Genomic DNA, 25434 nt, shown 5'->3' with positions numbered 1-25434 from the left:
CCGTCGATGGCGATTCTGGGATTACAAGGCATACGCGGCGGCGTAGGCACCACATCTATTACCGCCGCACTGGCCTGGGCACTACAGCTGCTCGGTGAAACTGTGCTGGTGATCGATGCCAGCCCGGACAATATGCTGCGCTTTTTCTTCAACGTTGATTTCGACCATCGCAACGGCTGGGCACGCTCGTTGATTGACGGTGGTGACTGGCGCGACGCCGGACTGCGCTACACCGCGCATATCGATCTCCTGCCGTTTGGCCGACTGACGCCTGGCGAACGTGAGCACGTTGATAAACTCAGTTCAGCGCTTGAACCCATCGCGGAACAAATCAAATTGCTCGACCAGCAGGGAAGCCACCGCTGGCTGCTGATTGATATACCAGAGGGTTATTCTCCGCTTACCCGCGAGTTGCTGAGCGTGTGCGATCGTGTGCTACAGGTTGTGCACCCGGACGGCAACAGCCATATTCGCCTGCATCAGCAGGCGCTGCCTGCCAACGCGGATATTTTGATTAACGACCTACGCGTAGGCAGCCAACTGCAGGAAGATCTCTATCAACTATGGCTGGAAAGCCAGCGGCGGATCCTGCCGGTCACGATTCACCGCGATGAAGCGATGGCGGAGTGTCTGGCGGCGAAACAGCCGCTTGGCGAATATCGTCAGGATGCCCTGGCGGCGGAAGAGGTGCTGACGCTGGCCAACTGGTGCCTGCTGCACTATGCCAGAGAGGGGACGGCATGATCCGCCTGAGTACGTTGCTGCTGGCGCCGCCGGTGGGCGAGCGCTTGAGCGAACGTTATGATGACTATCGTCAGCATGGCGCGTCGGTGCTTTCGGCTTTTCTCGGTTGCCTGTGGGTGTCGTTGGCGTGGGCGTTAATGCCGCTTGAGACGCCGCGCTGGCAAGCTATTCGCGAACACCATGCCGACTATTTTCCGCATATTAATCCGCATCGCCCACGCCCGTTAGATCCGCTGCGCTATTTGCTGCAGTCGCTCTGGCTACTGGCGACCCGGGTGCCGGAACCGGATAAAAAAATTAACTGGCGCTCGCTGGCGGCGTTGGAAGGGGTTCACGGGCGCTACGCGCAGTGGATGGAAAAATTACCGGAAAAGGTCAACACCCGTACCGGCCACCTCGATAAGCAGAAAGAGCTTGAGCACCTGCATCCGCAACTGCGGCGGCTAGTGCTTGGCACCGTCACCTTCTTCTCACTGATTCTGGCGTTGTTGTGCATTACCCAGCCGTTTAACCCGTTGTCACAGTTTATTTTCCTGCTGCTGCTGTGGGGCGTCGCGCTGCTGGTGCGGCGTATTCCGGGGCGTTTCTCCGCCCTGATGCTGATCGTGTTGTCGCTGACCGTTTCCTGTCGCTATATCTGGTGGCGCTATACCTCCACGCTTAACTGGAACGATCCGGTCAGCCTGGTATGTGGGCTGATCTTGTTGTTTGCCGAAACCTACGCCTGGATTGTGCTGGTGCTGGGCTATTTCCAGGTGGTGTGGCCGCTTAATCGCCAGCCGGTGCCGCTACCGGAAGACATGAACGAATGGCCGACGGTGGATATCTTCGTCCCGACCTACAACGAAGACCTTAGCGTGGTGAAAAATACCATCTACGCTTCGCAGGGTATCGACTGGCCGAAGGATAAGCTCAATATCTGGATCCTTGATGACGGCGGGCGCGAAGAGTTTCGCCAGTTCGCGAAAGACGTCGGCGTCCATTACATCGCGCGTACCAGCCACGAACATGCCAAGGCCGGTAATATCAACAATGCGCTGAAGTATGCGAAAGGCGAGTTCGTCTCTATTTTCGATTGCGACCACGTGCCGACCCGTTCCTTCTTGCAGATGACCATGGGCTGGTTCCTGAAGGATAAAAAGCTGGCGATGATGCAGACGCCGCACCACTTCTTCTCGCCGGATCCGTTCGAACGCAACCTGGGCCGTTTTCGTAAGACGCCGAACGAGGGGACGCTGTTTTACGGCCTGGTGCAGGACGGCAACGACATGTGGGATGCGACCTTTTTCTGCGGATCCTGCGCGGTCATTCGCCGCGGCCCGCTGGATGAAATCGGTGGTATCGCCGTTGAAACGGTCACCGAGGATGCCCATACTTCACTGCGTCTGCATCGTCGTGGCCATACCTCCGCCTATATGCGCATCCCGCAGGCGGCGGGTCTGGCGACGGAAAGCTTATCGGCGCATATCGGCCAGCGTATTCGCTGGGCGCGCGGGATGGTGCAAATTTTCCGTCTCGATAACCCCTTATTTGGTAAAGGGTTGAAGCTGGCGCAGCGTATCTGTTACGTCAACGCGATGCTGCACTTCTTGTCCGGTATCCCACGGCTTATCTTCCTCACCGCGCCGCTGGCATTCTTGTTGTTACACGCCTATATCATCTATGCGCCCGCGTTGATGATCGCGCTGTTCGTGCTGCCGCATATGATTCACGCCAGCCTGACGAACTCGAAGATTCAGGGTAAGTACCGCCACTCCTTCTGGAGTGAAATCTACGAAACGGTGCTGGCATGGTATATCGCGCCGCCGACCTTCGTCGCGCTGATTAACCCGCACAAAGGCAAGTTCAACGTCACCGCCAAAGGCGGACTGGTGAAAGACGAGTATGTCGATTGGGTTATCTCCCGCCCCTACATTTATCTGGTATTGCTTAATCTGGTGGGCGTGGCGGTCGGCATCTGGCGCTTTATGTACGGACCCGAGAACGAAATTTTGACCGTCTGGGTCAGTATCATCTGGGTGTTTTATAACTTAATCATCCTTGGCGGCGCCGTGGCGGTGTCGGTGGAGAGCAAGCAGGTGCGGCGTTCGCACCGCGTAGAGATGTCGATGCCGGCGGCGATTGCTCGCCCGGATGGTCACCTGTTCTCCTGTACCGTTCATGACTACTCCGACGGCGGGCTGGGGATAAAAATTCACGGCGAAGCGCGGGTACTGGAAGGGCAACACGTGAATTTGCTGCTCAAACGCGGACAGCAAGAATACGTTTTCCCGGTTCGCGTCGCGCGGGTGAACGGCGGTGAAGTCGGCCTGCAATTGCTGCCGCTGACTAACCAGCAACATATTGATTTTGTGCAGTGTACGTTTGCCCGCGCTGATACGTGGGCGCTTTGGCAGGACAGCTTCCCGGAAGATAAACCGATGGAAAGCCTGCTGGATATCCTCAAGCTGGGGTTCCGTGGATATCGTCACCTGGCGGAGTTCTCACCGCCGTCGGTGAAGGTTATTTTCCGCTCGCTCACCTCGCTGGTGGCCTGGGTTGTATCATTTTTACCGCGCCGTCCCGAACGTGCCGCGGCGGTGCTCTCGGCAGAACCGGCAATGGCTCAACAATGATGATAATGCGATGAAAAGAAAACTTTCCTTGATTTGTGCAGTGGCGGTGGGAATGAGCAGCTGGTACCCCTTCGCAACATTTTCGGCTCCGGCGGTGACGCCTAATGCCGCGGTGGTCGACGCTCCCGCCACAACGGTTACGGCTCAGCCAGCGCCGGTGATTAACGATAGCCAGCCGACCGCGGCGGTTATCGATCCTGCCGCGCCGGTGGTGGTGGCGGACAATATCCCGACTCGCGACGTGAAGCTGACTTTCGCGCAAATCGCGCCGCCGCCGGGTAGCATGGTGCTGCGCGGTTCGCATCCTGAGGGCGCCGTAGAGTTCGGTATGCGCAGCGATGAGGTGGTCGCCAAAGCGCTGCTCAATCTTGACTACACGCCGTCGCCTTCGCTGCTGCCGGTGCAGTCTCAACTGAAGGTTTATCTTAACGACGAGCTGATGGGCGTACTGCCGGTCACCAAAGAGCAACTGGGTAAAAAAGTGAGCGCCCAGATCCCCGTCGATCCGCTGTATATCACCGATTTTAACCGCGTGCGGCTGGAGTTCGTCGGCCACTATCGCGACGTTTGCGAAAACCCGGCCAGCAGTACGCTGTGGCTTGATATCGGCCGTGAGAGCTCGCTGGATTTAACCTATCAGTCGCTGCAGGTACGTAACGACCTGTCCCACTTCCCGGTTCCGTTTTACGACTCACGCGACAACCGTCCGCTGACGTTGCCGATGGTTTTTGCTTCTGCGCCTGACGTCAAACAGCAGCAGGCGGCGGCGATTGTCGCCTCCTGGTTTGGCAGCAAGGCCGGCTGGCGTGGTCAGCAGTTCCCGGTCCGCTTCAATGAGATACCGGAACGTAACGCTATCATCTTCGCGACCAACGATAAGCGTCCGGACTTCCTGCGCGACCATCCGCCGGTAAAAGCGCCGACCATCGAAATGGTCAACCACCCGAGCAACCCCTACGTCAAGCTGCTGGTGATCTTCGGCCGTGATGATCAAGATCTGCTGGTGGCGGCGAAGGGTATTGCCCAGGGCAATATTCTATTCCGCGGCGATAGCGTGGTAGTGGATGGCGTGAAAGAGTTGAAGGCCCGCCAGCCGTATGACGCGCCAAACTGGGTTCGTACCGACAGGCCGGTGACTTTCGGCGAGCTGAAAACTTATGAACAGCAGCTGCAATCAAGCGGCCTGGTGCCAGATTCGATTAACCTGGCGCTGAATCTGCCGCCGGATCTGTACCTGCTTCGCGCCAACGGCATCGATATGGACCTGAAATATCGCTATACCATGCCGCCTATCAAAGATAGCTCGCGGATGGATATCAGCCTTAACGATCAGTTCCTGCAGTCGTTTAGCCTCAATAGCTCGCAGGATGTGAATAAGCTGATTTTACGCCTGCCGGTGCTGCAGGGGCTGTTGGATGGCCAGAACCAGGTGACCATACCCGCGCTGCGCCTCGGCGCGATGAACCAGCTGCGCTTCGATTTTCAGTATATGAACCCGATGCCGGGCGGCAACATCGATAACTGTATCACCTTCCAGCCGGTGCAGAACCACGTGGTGATCGGCGATGACTCCACCATCGATTTTTCGAAATATTACCACTTCCTGGCGATGCCGGACCTGCGCGTCTTCGCTAATGCCGGTTTCCCGTATACCCGCATGGCCGATCTCTCTCAGACGCTAATCGTGGTGCCGAAAACGCCTGATGCGGGTCAGGTGGAGACATTGCTGCAGGCGGTAGGCGGCATTGGCGCGCAGACCGGGCTGGCGGCTATCAGCATGCAGATGACCGACGACGGCAACCAAATTAAGGGCAAAGATGCCGATCTGATGCTGATTGGCGCTATCCCGCCATCGCTGAAAGACGATACTAAAATCAATCTGCTGGTCGAGGCGACCAAAAGCTGGGTGAAAACGCCGATGCGTCATTATGACCTGGCTAGCATCTATCCGGACGATGACGCCCGCACGCCGCATACGCGGACCGATATCACCTCTTCCGGGCCGATGGCGGCCATTATTGGCTTCCAGTCGCCGTATAACGACCAGCGCAGCGTGATCGCCCTGATGGCCGATAGCCCGCGAGGCAATGAGCTACTCACAAACGCCTTAAATGACAGCGGTAAACGGGCGGCGATGTTCGGTTCGGTGGCGGTGATTCGCGAATCTGGCGTCAATAGCCTGCGGGTTGGCGATATCTATTATGTCGGCCACCTGCCGTGGTTCGAGCGCATCTGGTTTGCGCTCTCCAGCCATCCGATACTGTTGGCGATTCTGGCGGCCGTCAGCATTGTGCTGCTGGCGTGGGTGCTGTGGCGCATGCTGCGTATTCTCAGCCGTCGCCGTCTTGATCCTGATGATGAGTAATTGCTGATGAACGCATTTCGTGGGGTACTTCTCTCGGTATTCATACTGGCGGCGGGGCAGGTTAGCGCCGCCTGCCAGTGGCCCGCCTGGGAGCAGTTTAAAAAAGCGTATGTCAGCGCCGAAGGGCGAGTCATCGACCCCAGCGATGCGCGCAAAATCACCACCTCCGAAGGACAAAGCTACGCGTTGTTTTTCGCCCTGGCGGCCAACGATCGCCAGGGCTTCGATAAGCTATTCCAGTGGACGCAGAACAACCTGGCGCAGGGCGATCTGCGCGCCCATCTGCCGGGATGGCTATGGGGGAAAAAAAGCGAGGACGAATGGACGGTGCTGGACAGCAATTCGGCATCGGATTCTGATTTGTGGATTGCCTGGTCACTGCTGGAAGCCGGACGCCTGTGGAAGGTCGCTAACTATACTGAGGTAGGAAAAGCGCTGCTGGCGCGGATTGCCGATGAAGAAGTCGCCGATGTTCCGGGACTGGGGCCGTCGGTACTCCCGGGGAAAGTCGGTTTCGCGGACGACAAGGGCTGGCGCTTTAACCCAAGCTACCTGCCGCCGCAGCTCGCAACCTATTTTACCCGCTTTGGCGCGCCGTGGCTGAAGATCCGCGACAGCAATCTGCGGCTGCTGCTGGAAACGGCGCCAAAAGGCTTCTCGCCGGACTGGGTGCGCTATGAGAAAGGCAGCGGCTGGCAGCTGAAAACCGATAAGCCGATTATTGGCAGCTATGACGCTATTCGCGTCTATCTGTGGGTCGGGATGCTCAATAACGCCGATAAACAAAAAGCGCCGCTATTGGCGCGTTTCAAACCGATGACGACCCAGACTATCAAACAGGGATTGCCGCCGGAAAAAACCAATATCGCCAGCGGGAAAACCACCGGTGAGGGGCCGGTTGGTTTCTCGGCTTCCATGTTGCCGTTTTTGCAAGATGACGACGCCCGCGCGGTACAGCGTCAACGGGTCGCCGATCATTACCCCGACGCGGACGCCTACTACAGTGCGGTGCTGACGCTGTTCGGCCAGGGGTGGGATCAACATCGTTTTCGTTTCGCCGCGGGTGGCGAATTACAACCTGACTGGAACCAGGAATGCGCAAGTTCTCACTAAGCTTCATCACGCTGTCTGTCAGTCTCGCGCTGCTGCCGCTGGCGCAGGCGGCGAATACCCCTGCGCAGCAGCATCTGCTGGAACAAGTGCGTCTCGGCGAGGCGAGCAACCGTGAAGATCTGGTGCGTCAGTCGCTTTATCGACTGGAGCTAATCGACCCGAATAATCCCGATTATCTCGCCGCCCGGGCTCGCTACCTGCTGCGCCAGGGCGACACCGCCGGCGCGCAAAAGCAGCTCGATCTGCTGGCGAAACTGGCTCCTGAATCATCGGCGCTAAAAGCGACGCGCAGCGAGATCGATCTCAGCGGAGGCAAAGGTCAGCAAGAACTGCAGCAGGCGCGCCTGCTAGGCGTTTCCGGGCACGTCGACGAGGCCATCGTCGCCTATGAAAAACTATTCGACGGCGTTCCGGCGGATGTTAATTTTGCTATTGAATACTGGACACTGGTCTCGCGTTTGCCGGCGCGGCATAACGAAGGCATTAGCCAACTGAAAAAACTGAATGCCAGCTCGCCGGGTAACGTGGCATTGCAAACGACATTGGCAAAACAGATGTTTGCCGATAATAAACCGGATGAAGGTTTCGCTTATCTCGAACAGATGTCTCGATCGGCCGCCGGGCGAGATGCGGCTTCGGCGATGTGGTTTGATGAAATTAAAAATTTGCCGGTTAGCCGCGCCAGCGTGCAAGCGCTGCAGCGTTTTCTGGTCGTATTCACCACCGGAGAAACGGTTGCTAATGCCCGGGTGCTACTCGATAAGCAGCAAACTCAACTGAAAGATCCGACTTTCCGCGCTAAAAGCGAAGGACTGGCGGCGGTGAAATCCGGTAATGCGGCGCAGGCGGTGGCCGATCTGCAGCAGGCGGTACGCGCCGATGCCCGCGATAGCGATGCCGTCGGCGCGCTGGGCGCTGCCTACTCACAGCGCGGCGACCGGGCGCGGGCGGTGGCGCAGCTCAATAAAGCGATCGCGATGGATCCGAAAAGCCCGAATCGCGATAAGTGGGACAGTCTGCTGAAGACCAACCGCTATTGGCTGTTGATTAAACAGGGCGATAACGCGTTGAAAGCAGGCCAACTGGCGCAGGCGCAAAACGCCTATGCCCAGGCGCAGCGGGTGGATAACACCGACAGCTACGCGGTGCTGGGGTTAGGCGATGTCGCCGCGGCGCGTAAAGATGACGCTGCCGCCGAACGCTACTATCGACAGACGCTGCGGATGGATCGCGGCAATAATCTCGCGGTACGCGGTCTGGCGAATGTTTATCGTCGTGAATCGCCGGAAAAAGCCAGCGCCTATATTGCCAGTCTCCCCGCTAGCCAGCGGCGTAGTATTGATGATATTGAACGCAGCCTCACTAACGACCGACTGGAAAAACAGGCCGAAGCGCTGGAAAACCAGGGCAACTGGGCGCAGGCCGCGGAGGTGCAGCGGCGGCGTCTGGCGTTGGATCCCGAAAGCGTGTGGATAACCTATCGGTTGGCGAAAGATCTGGTCAGCGCCGGCCAGCGGCCGGAAGCGGACGCGCTGATGCGTAACATGGCCAACCGCAAGCCGGGCGATGCCGAACGGGTTTACGCCTACGGCCTCTATCTGTCCGGTAATAATCAGGATGATGCCGCGCTGGCGCAAATTAACGCGCTGCCGCGCGGACAGTGGACCGACAATATTCGTGAACTGGAAGGGCGTCTGCAAAGCGACAAAGTGATGCGCGAGGCCAACCAACTTCGCGATAGCGGACAGGAAAGTCAGGCTATCGCCTTGATTAAACAGCAGCCGGAATCGGTACGCTACGATCTGACGTTGGCGGATTGGGCGCAGCAGCGCGGCGATAGCGAGGCGGCGATAGCCCAGTACCATCGGGTGCTGAGCCAGCAGGCTGATAATGGCGATGCGCGCCTGGGACTGGCGGAAGTCTATCTTGCTGAGGGCGATAAAAATGCCGCCCGCGCGCAGGTCGCGCAGTTGAAGGATGCGGATACGGAATCGATCAACATGCAGCGCCGGGTAGCGCTGGCCCGCGCCGGATTTGACGATACCGCGGGCGCGCAACAAATATTCGACCGCATCGTGCCGCAGGCGAAAAGCCAGCCGCCATCGATGGAAAGCGCGCTGGTGCTGCGTGATGCCGCGCGCTTCCAGACGCAAACCGATCAACCACAGCAGGCCCTGGAAAGCTATAAAGACGCGATGGTGGCCTCGGGCGTGACCCGCGTTCGCCCGCAGGATAATGAGGCCTTTACCCGCCTGACCCGCAACGATAGCCAGGATGACTGGCTGAAGCGCGGGATCCGCAGCGACGCCGCCGATCTCTATCGCCAGCAGGATCTTAACGTTACCCTTGAGCACGACTATTGGGGATCGAGCGGCACCGGCGGTTATTCAGACCTCAAAGCGCACACCACCATGCTGCAGGTGGACGCGCCGCTGTATGACGGACGGATGTTCTTCCGTACCGATGTGGTGAATATGAACGCCGGGACGTTTTCCACCAATAGCGACGGCGGCTACTCGCCGAGTTGGGGGACCTGCGGCGAAATTAGCTGCTATGGCGGTAGCAAAAACCAGAGCGACGGCGGCGCCAGCGTGGCGGTCGGCTGGAAGAACGACACCTGGAGCGGTGATATCGGCACCACGCCGATGGGCTTTAACGTGGTCGATGTCGTGGGGGGGCTGAGTTACAGCGGCGATGCCGGCCCGGTCGGCTATACCGTCAACGTCCACCGGCGGCCCATTTCCAGCTCGCTGCTCTCCTTCGGCGGGCAAAAAGATAATCCTAACGACGGCCACACCGGTACCACCTGGGGCGGGGTACGCGCCGCCGGCGGCGGTATCAGCCTGAGCTACGATAAAGGCGAGGCTAACGGCATCTGGTCATCGCTGGGTGCTGACCAACTCACCGGCAAAAACGTCGAGGACAACTGGCGCGTGCGCTGGATGACCGGTTACTACTATAAAGCGATCAATGAAAATAATCGCCGGGTGACCGTCGGCCTGACCAATATGATCTGGCACTACGACAAAGACCTCAGCGGCTATACCCTGGGTCAGGGCGGTTACTACAGCCCGCAGGAGTATCTCTCTTTCTCGGTGCCGGTCATCTGGCGTCAGCGTACCGAAAACTGGTCATGGGAACTCGGCGGGTCGGTATCGTGGTCCCATTCGCGCACGCAAACTCAGGCGCGCTATCCGTTGCTGAATTTGATTCCGTCGCAGTATCGCTACGAGGCCAGCCAGCTAAAAGAACAGGGTAGCAGCAGCCAGGGCTTCGGTTATACCGCGCGGGCGCTGGTGGAACGGCGGGTTACCGGCAACTGGTTTGTCGGCGCGGCGGTGGATATTCAGCAGGCCAAAGATTACACGCCGAGCCACGCGCTGCTGTACGTGCGCTATTCCGCTTCCGGTTGGCAGGGCGATATGGATATGCCGCCGCAGCCGTTGGTGCCTTATGCGGATTGGTAGCAGATTAGCCTGATTTCTACGGCTAATCGCCAATCCACCGCGCTGTTCGCGTATACTCGCCGTACCTCGCCCGCAGCTTTCGGGAAGAACCCGCCTTGCGGGCGAGAGCGAACCATTTGCGTATATAATCAGCCTGAAAACGACCGGTATCGATGGATCTTGCCGGATAGTCGTTCAGTTTCAGTGGAGAACACAGTTGCGCGTCAGCCGCTCACTTACAATTAAACAGATGGCGATGGTCGCGAGCGTGTCCATGGCGTTTGTCCTGGTCTTTTGTTCTATTTTGCTGTTTCACTTTGTGCAACAGAGTCGCTATACCACGGCCACGCAATTAGAAAGTATCGCCCGTTCCGTTCGCGAGCCGCTGTCGGCGGCTATTTTGAAAGCCGACATTCCCGAAGCGGAAGCCATTTTGGGCCGCATTCAGCCTGCTGGCATCGTCAGCCGGGCGGATGTGGTGCTACCGAATCAATTCCAGGCGCTGCGGATGCGCTTTATACCCGAGCGTCCGGTGCCGGTGATGATCACTCGCTTGTTTGAACTGCCGGTGCAGATATCTCTGCCAATCTACTCGCTGGAACGCCCGGCTAACCCGCAGCCGCTGGCTTATCTGGTACTGCAGGCGGATTCCTATCGCATGTACAAATTCGTCATGAGCGCGCTTGCGACGTTGGTGACCACTTACTTACTTTTGGTGCTGGTTTTAACGGTAGCGCTCACCTGGTGTATCAACCGACTGATTGTTCGCCCGCTGCGCGCCATCGCCCGCGAACTCAACGATATTCCGCCTCAGGATCGTCTTGGACATCAACTGAGCCTACCGCGACTGCACCAGGACGATGAAATTGGCATGCTGGTGCGCTGCTACAACCGCAATCAGCAGTCTTTGCTGCGCCAGCATGATGAGCTATCGCTGCAATCGACCCGTTTTCCGGTGTCTGAGCTCCCCAACAAAGCCTTTTTGATGGCGATGTTGGAGCAGACCGCGACCCGTCCGCAGCCTTCGGCGCTGCTGGTGGTGGCGTGTGAAACCCTGCAAGATGCCGCGGGCGTCCTGAAAGAGAGCCAGCGCGAGATGCTGCTCTTAACGCTAGTCGAGAAACTAAAAGCAGTTATCCCGGCCAATATGGTACTGGCGCAGGTGAGCGGTTACGATTTCGCCATTTACGCGCCCGGACTTAGCGAGCCTTGGGAAGCGGTTTCGCTAAGTAAGCGAGTGCTCACTTCTATTAGCGAGCGATTGCCGCTGCACGGTGTCCAGCTGCGCCCCTGTGCCAGCGTCGGCATCGCGATGTTTAATAGCGAGCTGAACGCCGAACAGTTCTATCGCCGTGCGGTTTCCGCCGCGGTGACGGCACGGCGTAAGGGTAAAAATCAAATCGAGTTCTTTGACCCTGAGCAGATGGAAAAAGCCCAGCGCCGGTTAATGGAAGAGCACGACATCCTCACCGCGCTCGATAATCAGCAGTTCGCCATCTGGTTCCAGCCGCAGGTGGATATTGCCAGCGGCGATATTTGCGGTGCGGAAGTTCTGCTGCGTCAGCGACAGGCCGATGGCAGCTGGTCGCTACCGTGCGATCTGATTGAGCGAATTGAAAACTGCGGGTTGATGGTGCCGGTAGGCTATTGGGTAATGGAAGAAGCCTGCCGTCAACTGGCAGCCTGGCAGCAGCAGGGCATCATGCTGCCGCTGTCGGTGAATGTCTCGCTACTGCAGTTGTTGCATCCCGAGCGCGGCGTTGAGCTGTTGGCACTTATTGAACGCTACCGTATCGCCCCCGGCACGTTGGTGCTGGAGGTGACGGAAAGCCGCCGCCTTGACGATCCACAGGCGGTGATTGCCCTGCTGCGCCCGCTGCGCGACGCCGGTACGCGTATTGCGCTGGATGATTTCGGCATGGGTTATGCCGGGTTGCGCCAGCTGCAACATATGAAATCGCTGCCGGTGGATATTCTGAAAATCGACAAGGCGTTTATTGATATGGTGCCGGATGATACCAGCATGGTCCCGGCGATAATTCAGCTTGCGCGCGGGCTCAAGCTGCGGATCGTCGCTGAGGGCGTCGAAAAAGAAGAACAGCTGAAATGGTTGCAAGCGGCTGGGGTGGACATCGCCCAGGGTTACCTGTTTGGTTGCGCCTTACCGCTGGAAAGCTTCATGCAGCGCTTCCTGCACGCTGAAAAGGATGATGCAAGTTTGTAACATTTTTAGTTGTTTGTGCGAGTCAGCTCAAATATTTTAACAATTCCGTTGCAACTTCGCGGTTACTTATTTCTGAAATGTTTCCAGGGTGTTATTTTTAAGCCACAGACACAGATAACCTTTCATTGTCTGTGGTTATTCCCAAAGGACACCCTATGAAACTCTCTCTCTTCAAAAGCCTCTATGTCCAGGTTTTATCGGCCATAGCCATCGGTATTTTGCTGGGCCATTTCTACCCGGAGCTTGGCGCGCAGATGAAACCGTTCGGCGACGCTTTCGTAAAACTGATTAAAATGGTCATTGCCCCGGTTATCTTCTGTACCGTTGTGACAGGGATTGCCGGGATGGAAAGCATGAAGGCCGTTGGTCGTACCGGTGCGGTGGCGTTACTCTACTTTGAAGTGGTGAGTACCATTGCGTTGATTATCGGTCTTATCATTGTCAACGTGGTGCAACCCGGCGCGGGCATGAACGTCGATCCGGCGACGCTGGACGCGCACGCGGTGGCGGTCTATGCCGAGCAGGCTAAAGATCAGGGTGTTGTCGCCTTCTTACTCGATATTATCCCGGGAAGCGTAATTGGCGCTTTCGCCAGCGGTAATATTTTGCAGGTGCTGATGTTTGCCGTCCTGTTTGGCTTTGCGCTGCATCGTTTAGGTAGCAAAGGGCAGCTGATTTTCAACGTCATTGAAAGCTTTTCGCAGGTCATTTTCGGCATCATTAACATGATTATGCGCCTGGCGCCGATCGGTGCTTTCGGGGCCATGGCATTTACCATCGGTAAATACGGCGTCGGTACTCTGGTACAGCTGGGCCAACTGATCATCTGCTTCTACATCACCTGTATTCTGTTCGTGGTGCTGGTACTGGGCTCTATCGCGCGGGCTACCGGCTTTAGCATCTTCAAGTTCATTCGCTATATCCGTGAAGAGCTGCTGATTGTGCTGGGTACCTCCTCTTCGGAGTCCGCGCTGCCGCGAATGCTGGATAAGATGGAGAAGTTGGGTTGCCGCAAATCGGTGGTGGGGCTGGTAATACCGACCGGCTACTCCTTCAACCTCGACGGCACCTCCATCTACCTGACGATGGCGGCGGTGTTTATCGCCCAGGCCACCAATAGTCATATGGATATCTTCCATCAGATCACCCTGCTGGTGGTGCTGCTGCTCTCTTCGAAAGGGGCGGCGGGCGTTACCGGTAGCGGATTTATCGTACTGGCGGCAACCATCTCCGCGGTGGGGCATCTGCCGGTGGCGGGTCTGGCGCTGATTCTCGGTATCGACCGCTTTATGTCGGAAGCGCGCGCGTTGACCAACCTGGTGGGTAACGGCGTGGCGACCGTGGTCGTCGCGAAATGGGTGAAAGAACTCGACGCCAAACAGCTCGATGATGTGTTGAATAACCGCGTTCCCGCGGACAAATCACAAGAATTATCCTCGTAATTCCTCATGTTATGCCCATGAACTATGGGCTCCTGCGCAAAATTAGGTATCATTCCCCTTCTGGGGGAATGATACCTCATGATTATTTTACGTCTTCATGCGACATTTTCGCCTTCGCGTGGTCTAACCGACGTATTTGATTCAACACCTTTTTCGGCAACCCGGCGATGGGTTGCCTATGTAACCAGGAATGTTCATCAGGGGTTCACATGCAGGGCACAAAAATTCGACTCTTAACCGGTGGTTTGCTGATGATAGCGACGGCCGGTTCTGTGCAGGCAGAAGCGCTCCAGCCGGACCCGGCCTGGCAACAGGGGACTTTGGCGAACGGTTTTTCGTGGCAGGTGCTGGCCACGCCGCAGCGTCCTAGCGATCGCGTCGAAGTCCGCCTGGCTGTGAATATTGGCTCGCTGAGCGAAAGCACTCAGCAGAGCGGCTTCAGTCATTTCATTCCGCGCCTGGCGCTGACCCAAAGCGGCAGCCTCCCGACGATGCAGGCGCGTTCGCTGTGGCAGCAGAGTATTGACCCGAAGCGTCCTCTGCCGCCGGCGATCGTTTCTTACGATTTCACCTTGTTTAATCTGAGCCTGCCGAACAACCGCAACGACCTGCTTAAAGAAGCGTTGAACTGGCTGGCGGACGCCAACGGTAAGTTGAGCATCACCCAGCAAGCGGTCAATCATGCGCTGCAGGGCAGCGATATGGTGGCGACCTGGCCGCTGGATACCCAGGAAGGCTGGTGGCGCTATCGCCTGAAGGGCTCAACGATGCTCGGTCACGATCCGGCGGCGCCGTTGAAGCAACCAGTTGATATTAAACAGCTGAAAGAATTTTATCAGAAATGGTACACCCCGGACGCGATGACGCTGATTGTCGTCGGTAACGTCGATAGCCGCAGCGTCGCGGAGCAAATCAACAAAATCTTCGGCGAACTGAAAGGTAAACGCGAGACCCCGGCGGCGGTGCCAACGCTTTCACCTCTGCCAGCTACGCCGGTTAGCATCATGACCGATGCCGTACGTCAGGATAAGCTGTCGATCATGTGGGATTCCCCATGGCAGCCGATCCGCGATTCCGCCGCGCTGCAGCGCTACTGGCGCGATGACCTGGCTCGGGAAGCGCTGTTCTGGCACGTGCAGCAGAACCTGAGCAAAAGCAACGTAAAAGATATCGGCCTCGGTTTTGATTGCCGCGTGCTGTATCAGCGCGCCCAGTGCGCGATCAATATCGACTCGCCGGGCGAACGTCTGAACGCCAATCTGAGCGCGGTATCGCGCGAGCTGGCGAAGGTGCGCGACAACGGTCTGCCTCAGGAAGAGTTCGATGCGCTGATTGCGCAAAAGAATCTTGAACTGCAAAAGCTGTTCGCCACCTACGCGCGCACGGATACCGATATCCTGATTAGCCAACGTATGCGTTCGCTGCAAAATCAGGTGGTGGATATCGCGCCGGAGCAGTATCAGAAACTGCGCCAGGAGTTCCTGAACTCACTGACGGTCGACATGTTGAACCAGTATCTGCGCCAGCAGTTATCGCAGGATATGGCGCTGGTGCTGCAGCAGCCGAAAGGCGAGCCGGAGTACAACATGAAAGATCTGAAAGCGACGTGGGAAAAACTGATGGCGCCAGCGCCCGCTGCCGCGGTGAGCGCCACGCCGGATGCGGCTGATGCGCATAATGAGGCGACGGATATTCCTCCAGCGCAGTAGATACTGTTATCAGTTTGCAACGGTTTTGGTCGGGAAAAATATGTGCTTTGTGTTAATTCCGAGCACATTGCGCTCCCGATATTTCTTCTGCGTTATGTCTCTCATGGCTCAGGGAGCGCACAGGGGGCGGCCAGTCGCCGCCGCCCCCTGTACCCCCGGGCTCTGGCCGCCAAAATCGCCACTTCGTGGTACCTTCGACTTATCCCGGCAGGCTTCGGGTCGGGCCGAGGCAGCGTCCGTGCAAAACACGGCCCTCAGCCCGCATCCATGCGGGCTGCCCCGGCCTTCCGGGAACGTCTCAGCGATTTTGAGGCCACCAACACCGGCAGTTTCAGTAGTCATGGGTACAAAGGAAGAGTTAAAAGCTTCAGTTGCAATGGCAATGGCAATGGCAATGGCAATGGCAATGGCACTGGCCGTAGGCCGGGTAAGGCGTTAGCCGCCACCCGGCGCAAAATCTGCTCTGCGTCCACCGCCTGTGGTACGGTTCGTGCGGCCTCAAAATCCCCGGTGGCGCTACCGCTTACCGGGGCTACAGCACAGTACGGTTTGGTAGCCCCGCAAGCAGGGGGAATCGGACCTTAGTCCGGCATCGCTTCGCGCGGGATAATTGCCCCGCGATACTGGATAACCGTGCTGGCGGTGAGGTGTCCGCGTTTCGCCGCGGATTCCGCGTCGCCACCGGTAAGGCGCACCGCCAGATAGCCGGCGCTGAACGAATCGCCCGCCGCAGTGGTATCCACCACTTTCTCTTTCGCCAGCTTCACCGCGGGCACCTCCAGCAGCGGCTGGCCGGCAATCGCCACCAGGCAAGAGTCCGCGCCGCGCTTCACCACCACCTCTTCGACGCCAGCGGCGTGGGTACGGGCGATAACCTCGGCAACTGGTACCGCTCCCCATAGCGCATCTTCATCATCCAGCGTCAGAAAAGCGATATCGGTGCATTCCAGCATTTGCTGGTACACCTGGCGAGTCTCTTGCTGGCTGGCCCACAGGCGCGGACGGTAGTTGTTATCGAAAATCACTTTCCCGCCGTTAGCGCGGCATTCGCGCAGTAGCGTGAGCAGTTTTTCCCGGCTGGACGGGCTGAGGATGGCGAGGCTGATGCCGCTCAGGTAGAGGTAATCAAAGGTAGCCAGCTCTTCGCAGATGGCGTCAGCGCGCTCGCTTTCGAGCCAGAATTTGGCCGCCGCTTCGTTGCGCCAGTAGTAGAAGGTGCGCTCGCCGGTCTCGTCCGTTTCAATGTAATAAAGGCCAGGCAGACGGTCAGCCATACGCTGAATCAGATCGGTTTTTACCTGTTCGCCCTGCCAGGACTCCAGCATCTGCTGGCTGAAGGTGTCGGTACCCAGCGCGGTCACGTAGTGCACGCTAAGCGCATCGGCGCTGGTCTGGCGCGCGATGTAGACGGATGTGTTTAAGGTATCGCCACCGAAACCGCGATTCACCGCTGCGTTTTTCTCTGACAGTTCAATCATGCATTCGCCAATCACGGCAATTTTCTTAGACATAGTGCTGACCTGAAATTGAATCGAAATTAGCGGTAGTTTGCGCTGGGTACCAGACAGGGTCAACCATATTAAAACATCGTTCCATTATTTTTTGACCTGACGCGCAAAATGTGACGAAAAGCGCATTTGGCGGATGAATCTCCGCTCTTCAACTATAGTGAGGAGTGACGAGACGCAAAAGGAGCGGAGAGGGGATGACCAGAGCCCGTAAAACGATTGCTATTATCTCGGGAACGATTGTGCTGTTAATCGTTCTTTTTTTCATCGTATTGGCGACCTTTGACTGGAACCGGCTCAAGCCGACGATCAATCAGAAAGTTTCCGCCGAACTCAATCGGCCATTCGCCATCCGCGGCGACCTGGGCGTGGTGTGGGAGCGACAGCCTGAGGAGCGCGGTTGGCGCAGTTGGATCCCGTGGCCGCATGTGCATGCCGAAGATATTGTGCTGGGTAACCCGCCCGACATTCCGCAAGTGACGATGGTGCATTTGCCGCGCGTGGAAGCGACGCTGGCCCCGCTGGCGCTGCTGAGCAAAACGGTCTATTTGCCGTGGATTAAGCTCGAGCAGCCCGACGTCCGCCTGATTCGGCTGGCGGAAAACAGCAATAACTGGACCTTTAAATTAGCTTCTGACCCGGCATCCGAAAAAGCCAACCCGCCATCGGCCTGGTCTTTCCGCCTTGATAATATTCTCTTCGATCGCGGCAACATCGCCATTGACGATAAGGTAACCCGCAGCGATATCGCGATCGTGGTCGATCCGCTTGGCAAAGCGCTGCCGTTTAGCGAAGTCACCGGTGCGGGCGACAAAGCGCAGGCGACAAAAGCCGGCGATTATATCTTTGGCCTGTCGGTGAAGGGGCGCTACAAAGGCCAGCCGCTGAGCGGCAGCGGCAAAATTGGCGGCATGCTGGCGCTGCGTAGCGATAGTACGCCGTTCCCGCTACAAGGCGATTTTCACTCTGGTAATACCCGGATAGCGTTTAGCGGCACGGTCAGCGATCCGCTTAATGTCGGCGGGCTCGATCTGCGGCTGAAATTTGCCGGCGACTCGCTGCGCGACCTCTACGATCTGACCGGCGTCCTGCTGCCGGAAACGCCGTCGTTTTCCACCGATGGCCGCCTGCGCGCCGACTTTAAGCATAAAAACGGCATGCGTTTTGCCTATCGCAATTTTAACGGCCGGATTGGCGACAGCGATATCCACGGTTCGTTGACCTATACCACCGGCAAACCACGACCAAAGCTCACCGGCGATCTGGAATCTAAACAGCTGCGGCTGGCGGATCTGGGCCCGCTGATTGGTGTTGATTCCGGCGGCGGGGCGAAGAAATCCTCATCACGCAAAGCGGGCGATGCCGTACAGCCAGCGGGAAAAGTCCTGCCGGCCGATCGCTTTGAGACGGATAAATGGCAGGTGATGGACGCCGATGTGCGCTTCAAGGGGCGGCGAATCGAACACGGCGGTACTCTGCCCATCAGCGACCTGGCGACCCACATTATTCTTGAGCGCGGCGACCTGCGCCTGCAGCCGGTGCGCTTTGGCCTGGCCAACGGTTCGATTGCCGGCAGCGTGCATCTGCAGGGCGATAAAAAACCGCTACAGGGCGAAGCCAATCTGCAGGCGCGTCGGCTTAAGCTCAAGGCGCTGATGCCGAATGTTGAAATGATGCAGAAAACGCTCGGTGAGATGAGCGGCGATGTACAACTGCGCGGCAGCGGTAATTCGGTGGCGGCGCTGCTTGGCAACAGCAACGGCAACCTTAAGCTGCTGATGAATGATGGTCTGATTAGCCGCAACCTGATGGAAATCCTCGGCTTAAACGTCGGTAATTTTATCATCGGGCAGATTTTTGGCGATGAGGAGGTTCGGGTGAACTGCGCGGCGGCCAATATCGATGTGGTCAACGGCGTGGCGCGACCGCAAATTTTCGCCTTCGATACCGAGAACGCGCTGATTAACATTACCGGCACCGCCAGCTTTGCCTCTGAACAGCTGAATCTGACCGTTGACCCGGAAAGTAAGGGCCTGCGGGTGATTACTCTGCGTTCTCCGCTGTACGTGCGCGGTACGTTTAAATCACCGGATGCCGGGGTGAAAGCCGGGCCGCTGATTGCCCGCGGCGCGGTGGCGGCAGCGTTGGCGACGCTGGTCACGCCGGCGGCCGCTTTACTGGCGCTGATCTCGCCGGCGGAAGGCGAGGCGAATCAGTGCCGGACAATTTTGTCGCAGATGAAAAAGTAAGGATGAGATGAGTGATGGCCCTGACGGCAACAGCGTCAGGGCCTGCAACTTACAGCGATTGATGGCGGGTTTCGTGGGTCAACAGCAGAGCGATCAGCGTCAGCGCCGCCATTGCCGCCAGGTAGATACCGACAGCCGGCAGGCCGTAATTGCCCTGCAGCCAGGCGGCAATATAGGGTGCGACCGACGCGCCGAGGATCGACGACACGTTATAGGAGAAAGAGGCGCCGGTATAACGAACTTCCGTCGGGAACAGCTCCGGCAGCAGCGCGCCCATCGGGCCGAAGGTCAGCCCCATCAGGCTAAGGCCCAGCAGCAGGAAGGCGAAGACCAGAATCGGGTTGCCGGAACCAAGCAGCGGTTTAAAGGCGAACAGCGCGAACAGAATAATCATCGTGGTGATGATAATCATACTTTTACGACGGCCAAAGGCATCCGCCAGCAGGCCCGCCACTGGCACCATCACGCCGAAACCAATGACCGCCATCATCAGCATCCACAGCACTTCGTTACGCGGCAAACCTAAACCAATCGGCGCGGCAGCGGTACTGAAGGTCATGGAGTAAACGGTCATGATATAGAACAGGGTATAGGTCGCCAGCATGATGAAGGTGCCGAGCACGGTCACGCGCACGTGCTTAGTCAGCAGCGTGCCAAGCGGGATTTTGACCTGTTTTTTCGCCGCCGCCACTTTAGCGAAGACCGGGGTTTCATGCAGCGACACGCGAACATACAGACCGATAATGACCAGTACCGCAGAGAAGATGAACGGCACGCGCCAGCCCCATTCCATGAACTGCTGGTCGCTCAACAGCCACGACAGCAGCAGGAAGGTGCCGTTGGCGAAGAAGAAGCCGATTGGCGCCCCCAGTTGCGGGAAGGAGCCATATAGCGCGCGTTTGCGCGGCGGAGCGTTTTCCGTCGCCAGCAGCGCCGCGCCGCCCCATTCGCCGCCAAGGCCGAGACCCTGACCAAAGCGCGCCAGCGCCAGCAGCATCGGCGCCAGAATGCCAATGCTTTCATAGCCCGGCAGCAGGCCGATGACCACGGTGGAGATCCCCATAGTCAGCAGCGAGGCGACGAGTGTGACCTTACGGCCTACGCGGTCGCCGAAGTGGCCGAATAGCGCTGAGCCAATCGGGCGCGCGACAAAGGCGATGGCGAACGTCGCCAGCGACTGGAGCGTCGCGGCGGCGGCATCACCCTGTGGGAAAAAGATATGGGGGAAGACGATAACCGCGGCGGTGGCGTAAATATAGAAGTCGAAGAACTCAATGGCGGTGCCGATGAGCGAGGCGACGACGACTTTATTACGCGAGTTAACCGGCGTGGCGTCTTGCGCGTTGTCGATAGTAGTGGCTGTGGCTTGCATAGATCTTTCTTATTTTTGAGCGAACGAAAAGCCATATAGCCACAGCAAAAGAGACATTTCAATCTGTAACAAAACTCGCCATCGCGCAAAAAACAGTCAAAAAGCGGATAATTTTCGCTCTGAGAAAATATCTTCTATGAAATGCTTCACATAATTAAAATATTAGAGAATAAAACCAGTTTTAGGTTAAATAAAAGTTACGCGTTGGATTTATCTGCTGAAATGATAGGTCGGGCTGAATTTTGCGTCTTTATTCAGCCCGATAATGACTTTAATCGTGGGTTTTGCCCGGCATCCGCTTATCGTCTTTATACTCTGCGGTCGCAATCCATGCGGCGCAGAAGAGGGTCAGACGGGCGAAGAAGTAGAAGAAGGCCATCAGCCCCAGTACCGAACCAAAGGCGGCGCCGGAGGGGGATTTCACCAGCGCCGGCAGCGTCCAGGTCATCACGATTTTGATAATCTCAAAGCCAATCGCCGCAATTAGCGTACCGCGGAACAGCGCTTTGCGGCGTGGACGGTGGCGCGGCAGTCGCCAGAAGATCCAGAAAAACAGCAGATAGTTAGCGAAGATGGAAATCGCCAGGCCAATCAGGCGCCATGCGGGTTTCAGCCATTCTATATAATCGAGATACAGCGCGGAGATAATCATCTGCTGCGCGGATCCGGCGACGGAGGTAATTGACAGGGTGATCACCAGCGCGACCAGCAGGCCAATCAGCGAGATCAGATCGCGGAAGTATTTAACCCAGATTTTTTCTTGATCCTGCGGCGTACGTTCCCACACGTCGCGCGACTGGGCGCGAATCGCTTCACGCAGGTTGCCCATCCAGTTAATGCCCGAGTAGAGCGCGACCAACAGGCCGACTAGCCCGACGGCGGTACGCTGCTGTACGGCGGTGTTGATGGTGTTTTTAAGCGTTGCCGCCAGCGTCGGGTCGCTGACGTTTTGCAGAATTTTATCGAAGATGTCCTGCAGCAGGGTCGGATGCCATGCCAGCACGAAACCGGCGGCGGCGAACGAGACCATCAGAATCGGGATCATCGACAAGAATGAGAAGTAGGTAATGGCTGCGCCAAACTGATTGCCAAGCCTGTCATTGAACCGCTCGGCGGCGCGTAGCAGGTGGGCTATCACCGGATTACGTTGGACTTTAGCCGCCGTTCCGGTGACCGTTTTCAGCGCCTGGTTAGCTTTCTGCCCAACGGCGGAATCGTTGATGGCGGCGAGCGTACTTTTGTTTTTCTCCGGCTGCTGGTCCGTTTCCTGTGGCGGCTGGCGATCGTCGTTTTCCGGCGTCATAAGTGATTTCTTCCTTTCTTTACAGCGATATTCAGCCAGAAGTATACCTTAAACGACGCATCTTGCAGGCGCCCATCGGCCAGACGGGTATTGACGACTCGCGCTGATTAATCGACATAACCTTTCATCAATCCGCCCAGCCACTCCATAAAGAGATGTACGCGGCGGGAGAGATTGCGCCGATGTGGATAGATAATCGATACCGGCATCGGTTCGGCGCGGTACTGCGGCAGGATCTCAACCAGCTCGCCGGTGCGCAGCGGTTCGCGTACCGCGATGCGCGGAACCTGAATAATGCCGAGCCCGGCCTGACAGGCGGCCTGGTAGGTTTCGGTGCTATTGACGGTCAACACGCCGCCGGTTTTCACCCAGCGCACGGCGCCATCACTGACGACTTCAAAACCAGGCTGCCGAGCGCCGAAGTTGCTGGCGTAGTGGATCAGGGCATGATCCGCCAGATCGTCGAGGCTTTCCGGGTAGCCGAAGCGCGCCAGATAATGCGGACTGGCGCAGTTAATTTGCGTGAGCTTGCCGAGCGGGCGGGCGATGAGTCCCGAGTCTTTGAGCGTACCCACCCGGATCACGCAGTCGAAGCCTTCGCGCACCACATCGACCAGCCGGTCGCTACTGCTCAGTTCGATTTCAATGCCGGGATACTGTTGTAAAAACGCGGGAAGTTTCGGGATGACCAGTTTTTTGGCGACGCTGATCGGCATATCGACACGCAGGCGGCCGCTGATGCTCGATGGATCGCCCTGAAACATACCATCCAGCTCTTCGAGATTACTTAACAGGTCTTTGGCGCGTTCGTAATAGACCATGCCGTCCTGAGTCAGCTGCACCCGGCGGGTGGTGCGGTGCAGCAGGCGGGCGCCGAGATGGCTTTCCAGCGCCTGGATCTGTCGCGATACGCTACCTTTGGGCAACCCAAGGGTATCGGCGGCGCGAGAGAAACTCTCCAGTTCCGCGACGCGGATGAAGAGTTGCATTGCGTGAATTTTATCCATACCTACTGCCTATTGTTGTTATTAAAGAAACAGTAAAACGTAATTTAGCGCATTTATTGTTACTACGTCTGCTAATAAGCTCTTTATTCACACACACGTAATGACGAAGGGGTTTCTGATGACACAACGTATCGCTTTAGTGACCGGCGGCAGCCGCGGTCTGGGAAAAAATGCGGCGCTGAAGCTGGCGGCGAAGGGAACCGATATTATTCTGACCTACCACAGCAACCAGCAGGCGGCGCTGGAAGTGGTGCGCGAAATTGAGCAAACAGGCGCGAAAGCGGCGGCATTACCGCTGAACGTCGGCGATATCGCCAGTTTTGCTAGCTTTGCGCAACAGTTGACGCAATGTCTGAAGGAGAAGTGGCAGCGCGATAGTTTCGATTATTTATTGAACAATGCCGGCATCGGATTGACCGCGCCGTTTAGTGAGACCAGCGAAGCGCAGTTTGACGAGCTGATGAACATCCACTTTAAGGGGCCGTTCTTCCTTACCCAGCAGCTGCTGCCTTTGCTTAAAGACGGCGGGCGCATTCTGAACGTCTCCAGCGGGCTGGCGCGCTTTGCGCTGCCGGGCTATTCCGCTTATGCGGCGATGAAAGGGGCGATGGAGGTGTTAACCCGTTATCAGGCGAAGGAACTCGGCGCGCGCGAGATATCGGTCAATATCATCGCGCCCGGCGCGATTGAGACCGACTTTGGCGGCGGCGCGGTGCGCGATAATGCCCAGCTTAACCAGCATATTGCCGCCCAGACGGCGCTGGGGCGCGTCGGCCTGCCGGATGATATCGGCAATGCTATTGCTGCGCTGCTGAGCGACGAGCTTGGCTGGATGAACGCCCAGCGCGTTGAGGTTTCCGGCGGCATGTTTTTATAATGGCCACGCCCTGCGCATAATGACGCAGGGCGTCACCATATTGTGCGTTTTATTATTCCGTAACACTCTTTTGCATCATGCGTATCGCTGATTTTAAGCGGTTGGATTACACTGGCAGAAATAATATTATATTCCTGTTAGCTATCCGTTTAATTAAGGAATTTCTTACGTCAAATGTAATAAATATTATGAATGAGTAATCGTTACGCGCTGGCGTGTAACTATTCATCATCATGATGTTTATATCATCTACTCCATCGGTAAAATGGCTTAGGTCATACGGCGAGTTCTTATTTTTGCTGGCTGATATTACCCTTCCCCCACTTTTTAAGGGGTATTTTTTCGATGGAGAGCAGTCCATGCAAGTAATCATGTTTGACAGGCAGTCAATATTTATTCATGGAATGAAAGTCGGCTTACAACAACGTATTCCTGAAATTAATATTCATAGTACCTGTCAGGCAGAACAGCTGTGGCAGCTGCTCACGGCTCATCCGCAGGCGCTCCTCATACTTGATGGCGACCTGAACAGTGAATTTTGTTGCTGGTTGCTCCAGGAGAAGCAGCAGCGTTTTCCGCATGCCAAAGTATTATTAGTGGTTTCGGATGATAATAAAAGCTGGCTGCAACGAGCGCTGGCGTGGAACGTGCGCGCCATTGCCCAACGTGAGGATAGCGCCGATATGTTTGCCCAGATCATTAATAGCATCATGTTGGGGATGATGTGTCTGCCGGGCACCTGGTTAATGACCTCTGCGGATCGCAATAAACATGCGGTGCATCTCAGTCGCCGCCAGCAGGAAATTTTAAAACTGCTGGCGGAAGGCAGCTCTAATAAGGAAATTAGCCGTACGTTAAATATCAGCGCAGGGACCGTGAAAGCGCATCTTGAGTCGTTATATCGGCGGCTGGATGTGAAAAACCGAACCCAGGCGGCGATGGCATTTAATAGCGTCGGTGACAATTAACTGGTCTGACAAAACCGCTCGCACTCCTGCAGGCGATAGGCGTTATCGCGGTCAATGTGCCGCCATATCGCCAGCGCCTGCGTCATGTTGTGGCCGTTAAGATAATGCAAAATAGCGTCCAACTGCGGCTGGGCGCTGCCATCTAAACTGAACACCAGCGCCAGCAAGGCATCGTACTGCGGCTGAGTCAGTTCCACGACCAACCTGCGCTGTAATATCTGTTGGCGCTGCAGCAGGTCTAGCGTCAATAGCATCATCGCCAGTTCGGCGGTGATGGGCGTCTCTTTCTCATCTTCACCGATAGCGTGGCCGTAGCCGACCCGCCATTGCCCAAATTTGTCCTGATACGGCAGTAGCGCCAGCCCTTGCGTCTGCTGGATAAAACGCAGCCCCGGCAGGCTTAACGTGGTGACGGTCATGATCTTTTCCTCTGTGGTTGGCGGCAGTGTAGAGGAAAAGCGGGGTCGCCCCCATTCGCCGGATGGCCCAGGG

The 25434-nt window shown here is 57.0% G+C and carries 16 protein-coding genes; 11 read left to right on the top strand and 5 right to left on the bottom strand.

Annotated features, from left to right (window positions below):
* The first annotated feature begins 6 nt into the window (after positions 1-6).
* The 8 genes from bcsQ to ABLV17_RS19635 all read left to right on the top strand — a co-directional run bounded on the left by bcsQ (position 7) and on the right by ABLV17_RS19635 (position 15658).
* Positions 7-744 (top strand): cellulose biosynthesis protein BcsQ, encoded by a 738-nt coding sequence (gene bcsQ, locus ABLV17_RS19670; protein ID WP_308957667.1) that lies wholly within the window; start codon positions 7-9, stop codon positions 742-744.
* Positions 741-3359 (top strand): UDP-forming cellulose synthase catalytic subunit, encoded by a 2619-nt coding sequence (gene bcsA / locus ABLV17_RS19665; protein ID WP_087858989.1) that lies wholly within the window; start codon positions 741-743, stop codon positions 3357-3359. Before bcsQ ends, bcsA begins: the two co-directional genes overlap by 4 nt.
* A gap of 10 nt (positions 3360-3369) precedes the next feature.
* Complete coding sequence (gene bcsB / locus ABLV17_RS19660) at positions 3370-5724, top strand: cellulose biosynthesis cyclic di-GMP-binding regulatory protein BcsB (protein ID WP_087858990.1); 2355 nt, start codon at positions 3370-3372, stop codon at positions 5722-5724.
* Between the two features lie 6 nt (positions 5725-5730).
* A complete protein-coding gene (gene bcsZ, locus ABLV17_RS19655; protein ID WP_308957668.1) occupies positions 5731-6837 on the top strand; it encodes a cellulose synthase complex periplasmic endoglucanase BcsZ in 1107 nt (368 codons plus the stop codon).
* A complete protein-coding gene (bcsC, locus tag ABLV17_RS19650; RefSeq protein WP_348854559.1) occupies positions 6819-10304 on the top strand; it encodes a cellulose synthase complex outer membrane protein BcsC in 3486 nt (1161 codons plus the stop codon). Before bcsZ ends, bcsC begins: the two co-directional genes overlap by 19 nt.
* Before the next feature lie 196 nt (positions 10305-10500).
* The gene (gene hmsP / locus ABLV17_RS19645; RefSeq protein WP_047047804.1) at positions 10501-12507 is read left to right on the top strand and encodes a biofilm formation regulator HmsP; all 2007 of its coding nucleotides are present in this window, start codon (positions 10501-10503) and stop codon (positions 12505-12507) included.
* Between the two features lie 155 nt (positions 12508-12662).
* Positions 12663-13949, top strand: coding sequence for a dicarboxylate/amino acid:cation symporter (locus tag ABLV17_RS19640; RefSeq protein WP_015369244.1), 1287 nt, complete (start codon positions 12663-12665; stop codon positions 13947-13949).
* A gap of 209 nt (positions 13950-14158) precedes the next feature.
* Complete coding sequence (locus tag ABLV17_RS19635) at positions 14159-15658, top strand: pitrilysin family protein (protein ID WP_045390815.1); 1500 nt, start codon at positions 14159-14161, stop codon at positions 15656-15658.
* Positions 15659-16239: 581 nt separating this feature from the next.
* Here the strand turns inward: ABLV17_RS19635 and ABLV17_RS19630 are convergent.
* Complete coding sequence (locus ABLV17_RS19630) at positions 16240-17169, bottom strand: sugar kinase (RefSeq protein ID WP_045397203.1); 930 nt, start codon at positions 17167-17169, stop codon at positions 16240-16242.
* Between the two features lie 194 nt (positions 17170-17363).
* Here ABLV17_RS19630 and ABLV17_RS19625 point away from each other — a divergent pair, with 194 nt between their 5' ends.
* A complete protein-coding gene (locus tag ABLV17_RS19625; RefSeq protein ID WP_348854558.1) occupies positions 17364-19415 on the top strand; it encodes an AsmA family protein in 2052 nt (683 codons plus the stop codon).
* Between the two features lie 49 nt (positions 19416-19464).
* Here the strand turns inward: ABLV17_RS19625 and ABLV17_RS19620 are convergent, their stop codons facing one another.
* From ABLV17_RS19620 to ABLV17_RS19610, 3 genes are all read right to left on the bottom strand, one after another.
* Positions 19465-20787 (bottom strand): MFS transporter, encoded by a 1323-nt coding sequence (locus ABLV17_RS19620; protein ID WP_015703754.1) that lies wholly within the window; start codon positions 20785-20787, stop codon positions 19465-19467.
* A gap of 271 nt (positions 20788-21058) precedes the next feature.
* The gene (gene yhjD / locus ABLV17_RS19615) at positions 21059-22090 is read right to left on the bottom strand and encodes an inner membrane protein YhjD (RefSeq protein WP_087858997.1); all 1032 of its coding nucleotides are present in this window, start codon (positions 22088-22090) and stop codon (positions 21059-21061) included.
* A gap of 107 nt (positions 22091-22197) precedes the next feature.
* Complete coding sequence (locus tag ABLV17_RS19610; protein ID WP_087858998.1) at positions 22198-23097, bottom strand: LysR family transcriptional regulator; 900 nt, start codon at positions 23095-23097, stop codon at positions 22198-22200.
* Between the two features lie 118 nt (positions 23098-23215).
* Here ABLV17_RS19610 and ABLV17_RS19605 point away from each other — a divergent pair, with 118 nt between their 5' ends.
* The gene (locus ABLV17_RS19605; protein ID WP_348854557.1) at positions 23216-23974 is read left to right on the top strand and encodes an SDR family oxidoreductase; all 759 of its coding nucleotides are present in this window, start codon (positions 23216-23218) and stop codon (positions 23972-23974) included.
* A gap of 359 nt (positions 23975-24333) precedes the next feature.
* A complete protein-coding gene (locus tag ABLV17_RS19600) occupies positions 24334-24942 on the top strand; it encodes a response regulator transcription factor (RefSeq protein WP_308957673.1) in 609 nt (202 codons plus the stop codon).
* Here ABLV17_RS19600 and ABLV17_RS19595 read toward each other — a convergent pair.
* Positions 24939-25361, bottom strand: coding sequence for a muraminidase (locus ABLV17_RS19595; RefSeq protein ID WP_348854556.1), 423 nt, complete (start codon positions 25359-25361; stop codon positions 24939-24941). The two genes, ABLV17_RS19600 and ABLV17_RS19595, sit on opposite strands and share 4 nt — an antisense overlap.
* Between the last annotated feature and the right edge of the window lie 73 nt (positions 25362-25434).

It is taken from the genome of Klebsiella sp. CN_Kp091, assembly GCF_040065095.1.
Classification (GTDB): Bacteria; Pseudomonadota; Gammaproteobacteria; order Enterobacterales; family Enterobacteriaceae; genus Klebsiella; species Klebsiella aerogenes.
This window is presented reverse-complemented; position numbering and strand designations above follow the sequence as displayed.

Coding starts and splice junctions, on each gene's coding strand:
- bcsQ (WP_308957667.1), top strand. CDS start 7: ATGGCGATTCTGGGATTACAAGGCATACGCGGCGGCGTAGGCACCACA.
- bcsA (WP_087858989.1), top strand. CDS start 741: ATGATCCGCCTGAGTACGTTGCTGCTGGCGCCGCCGGTGGGCGAGCGC.
- bcsB (WP_087858990.1), top strand. CDS start 3,370: ATGAAAAGAAAACTTTCCTTGATTTGTGCAGTGGCGGTGGGAATGAGC.
- bcsZ (WP_308957668.1), top strand. CDS start 5,731: ATGAACGCATTTCGTGGGGTACTTCTCTCGGTATTCATACTGGCGGCG.
- bcsC (WP_348854559.1), top strand. CDS start 6,819: ATGCGCAAGTTCTCACTAAGCTTCATCACGCTGTCTGTCAGTCTCGCG.
- ABLV17_RS19640 (WP_015369244.1), top strand. CDS start 12,663: ATGAAACTCTCTCTCTTCAAAAGCCTCTATGTCCAGGTTTTATCGGCC.
- ABLV17_RS19635 (WP_045390815.1), top strand. CDS start 14,159: ATGCAGGGCACAAAAATTCGACTCTTAACCGGTGGTTTGCTGATGATA.
- ABLV17_RS19630 (WP_045397203.1), bottom strand. CDS start 17,169: ATGTCTAAGAAAATTGCCGTGATTGGCGAATGCATGATTGAACTGTCA.
- ABLV17_RS19625 (WP_348854558.1), top strand. CDS start 17,364: ATGACCAGAGCCCGTAAAACGATTGCTATTATCTCGGGAACGATTGTG.
- ABLV17_RS19620 (WP_015703754.1), bottom strand. CDS start 20,787: ATGCAAGCCACAGCCACTACTATCGACAACGCGCAAGACGCCACGCCG.
- yhjD (WP_087858997.1), bottom strand. CDS start 22,090: ATGACGCCGGAAAACGACGATCGCCAGCCGCCACAGGAAACGGACCAG.
- ABLV17_RS19610 (WP_087858998.1), bottom strand. CDS start 23,097: ATGGATAAAATTCACGCAATGCAACTCTTCATCCGCGTCGCGGAACTG.
- ABLV17_RS19605 (WP_348854557.1), top strand. CDS start 23,216: ATGACACAACGTATCGCTTTAGTGACCGGCGGCAGCCGCGGTCTGGGA.
- ABLV17_RS19600 (WP_308957673.1), top strand. CDS start 24,334: ATGCAAGTAATCATGTTTGACAGGCAGTCAATATTTATTCATGGAATG.
- ABLV17_RS19595 (WP_348854556.1), bottom strand. CDS start 25,361: ATGACCGTCACCACGTTAAGCCTGCCGGGGCTGCGTTTTATCCAGCAG.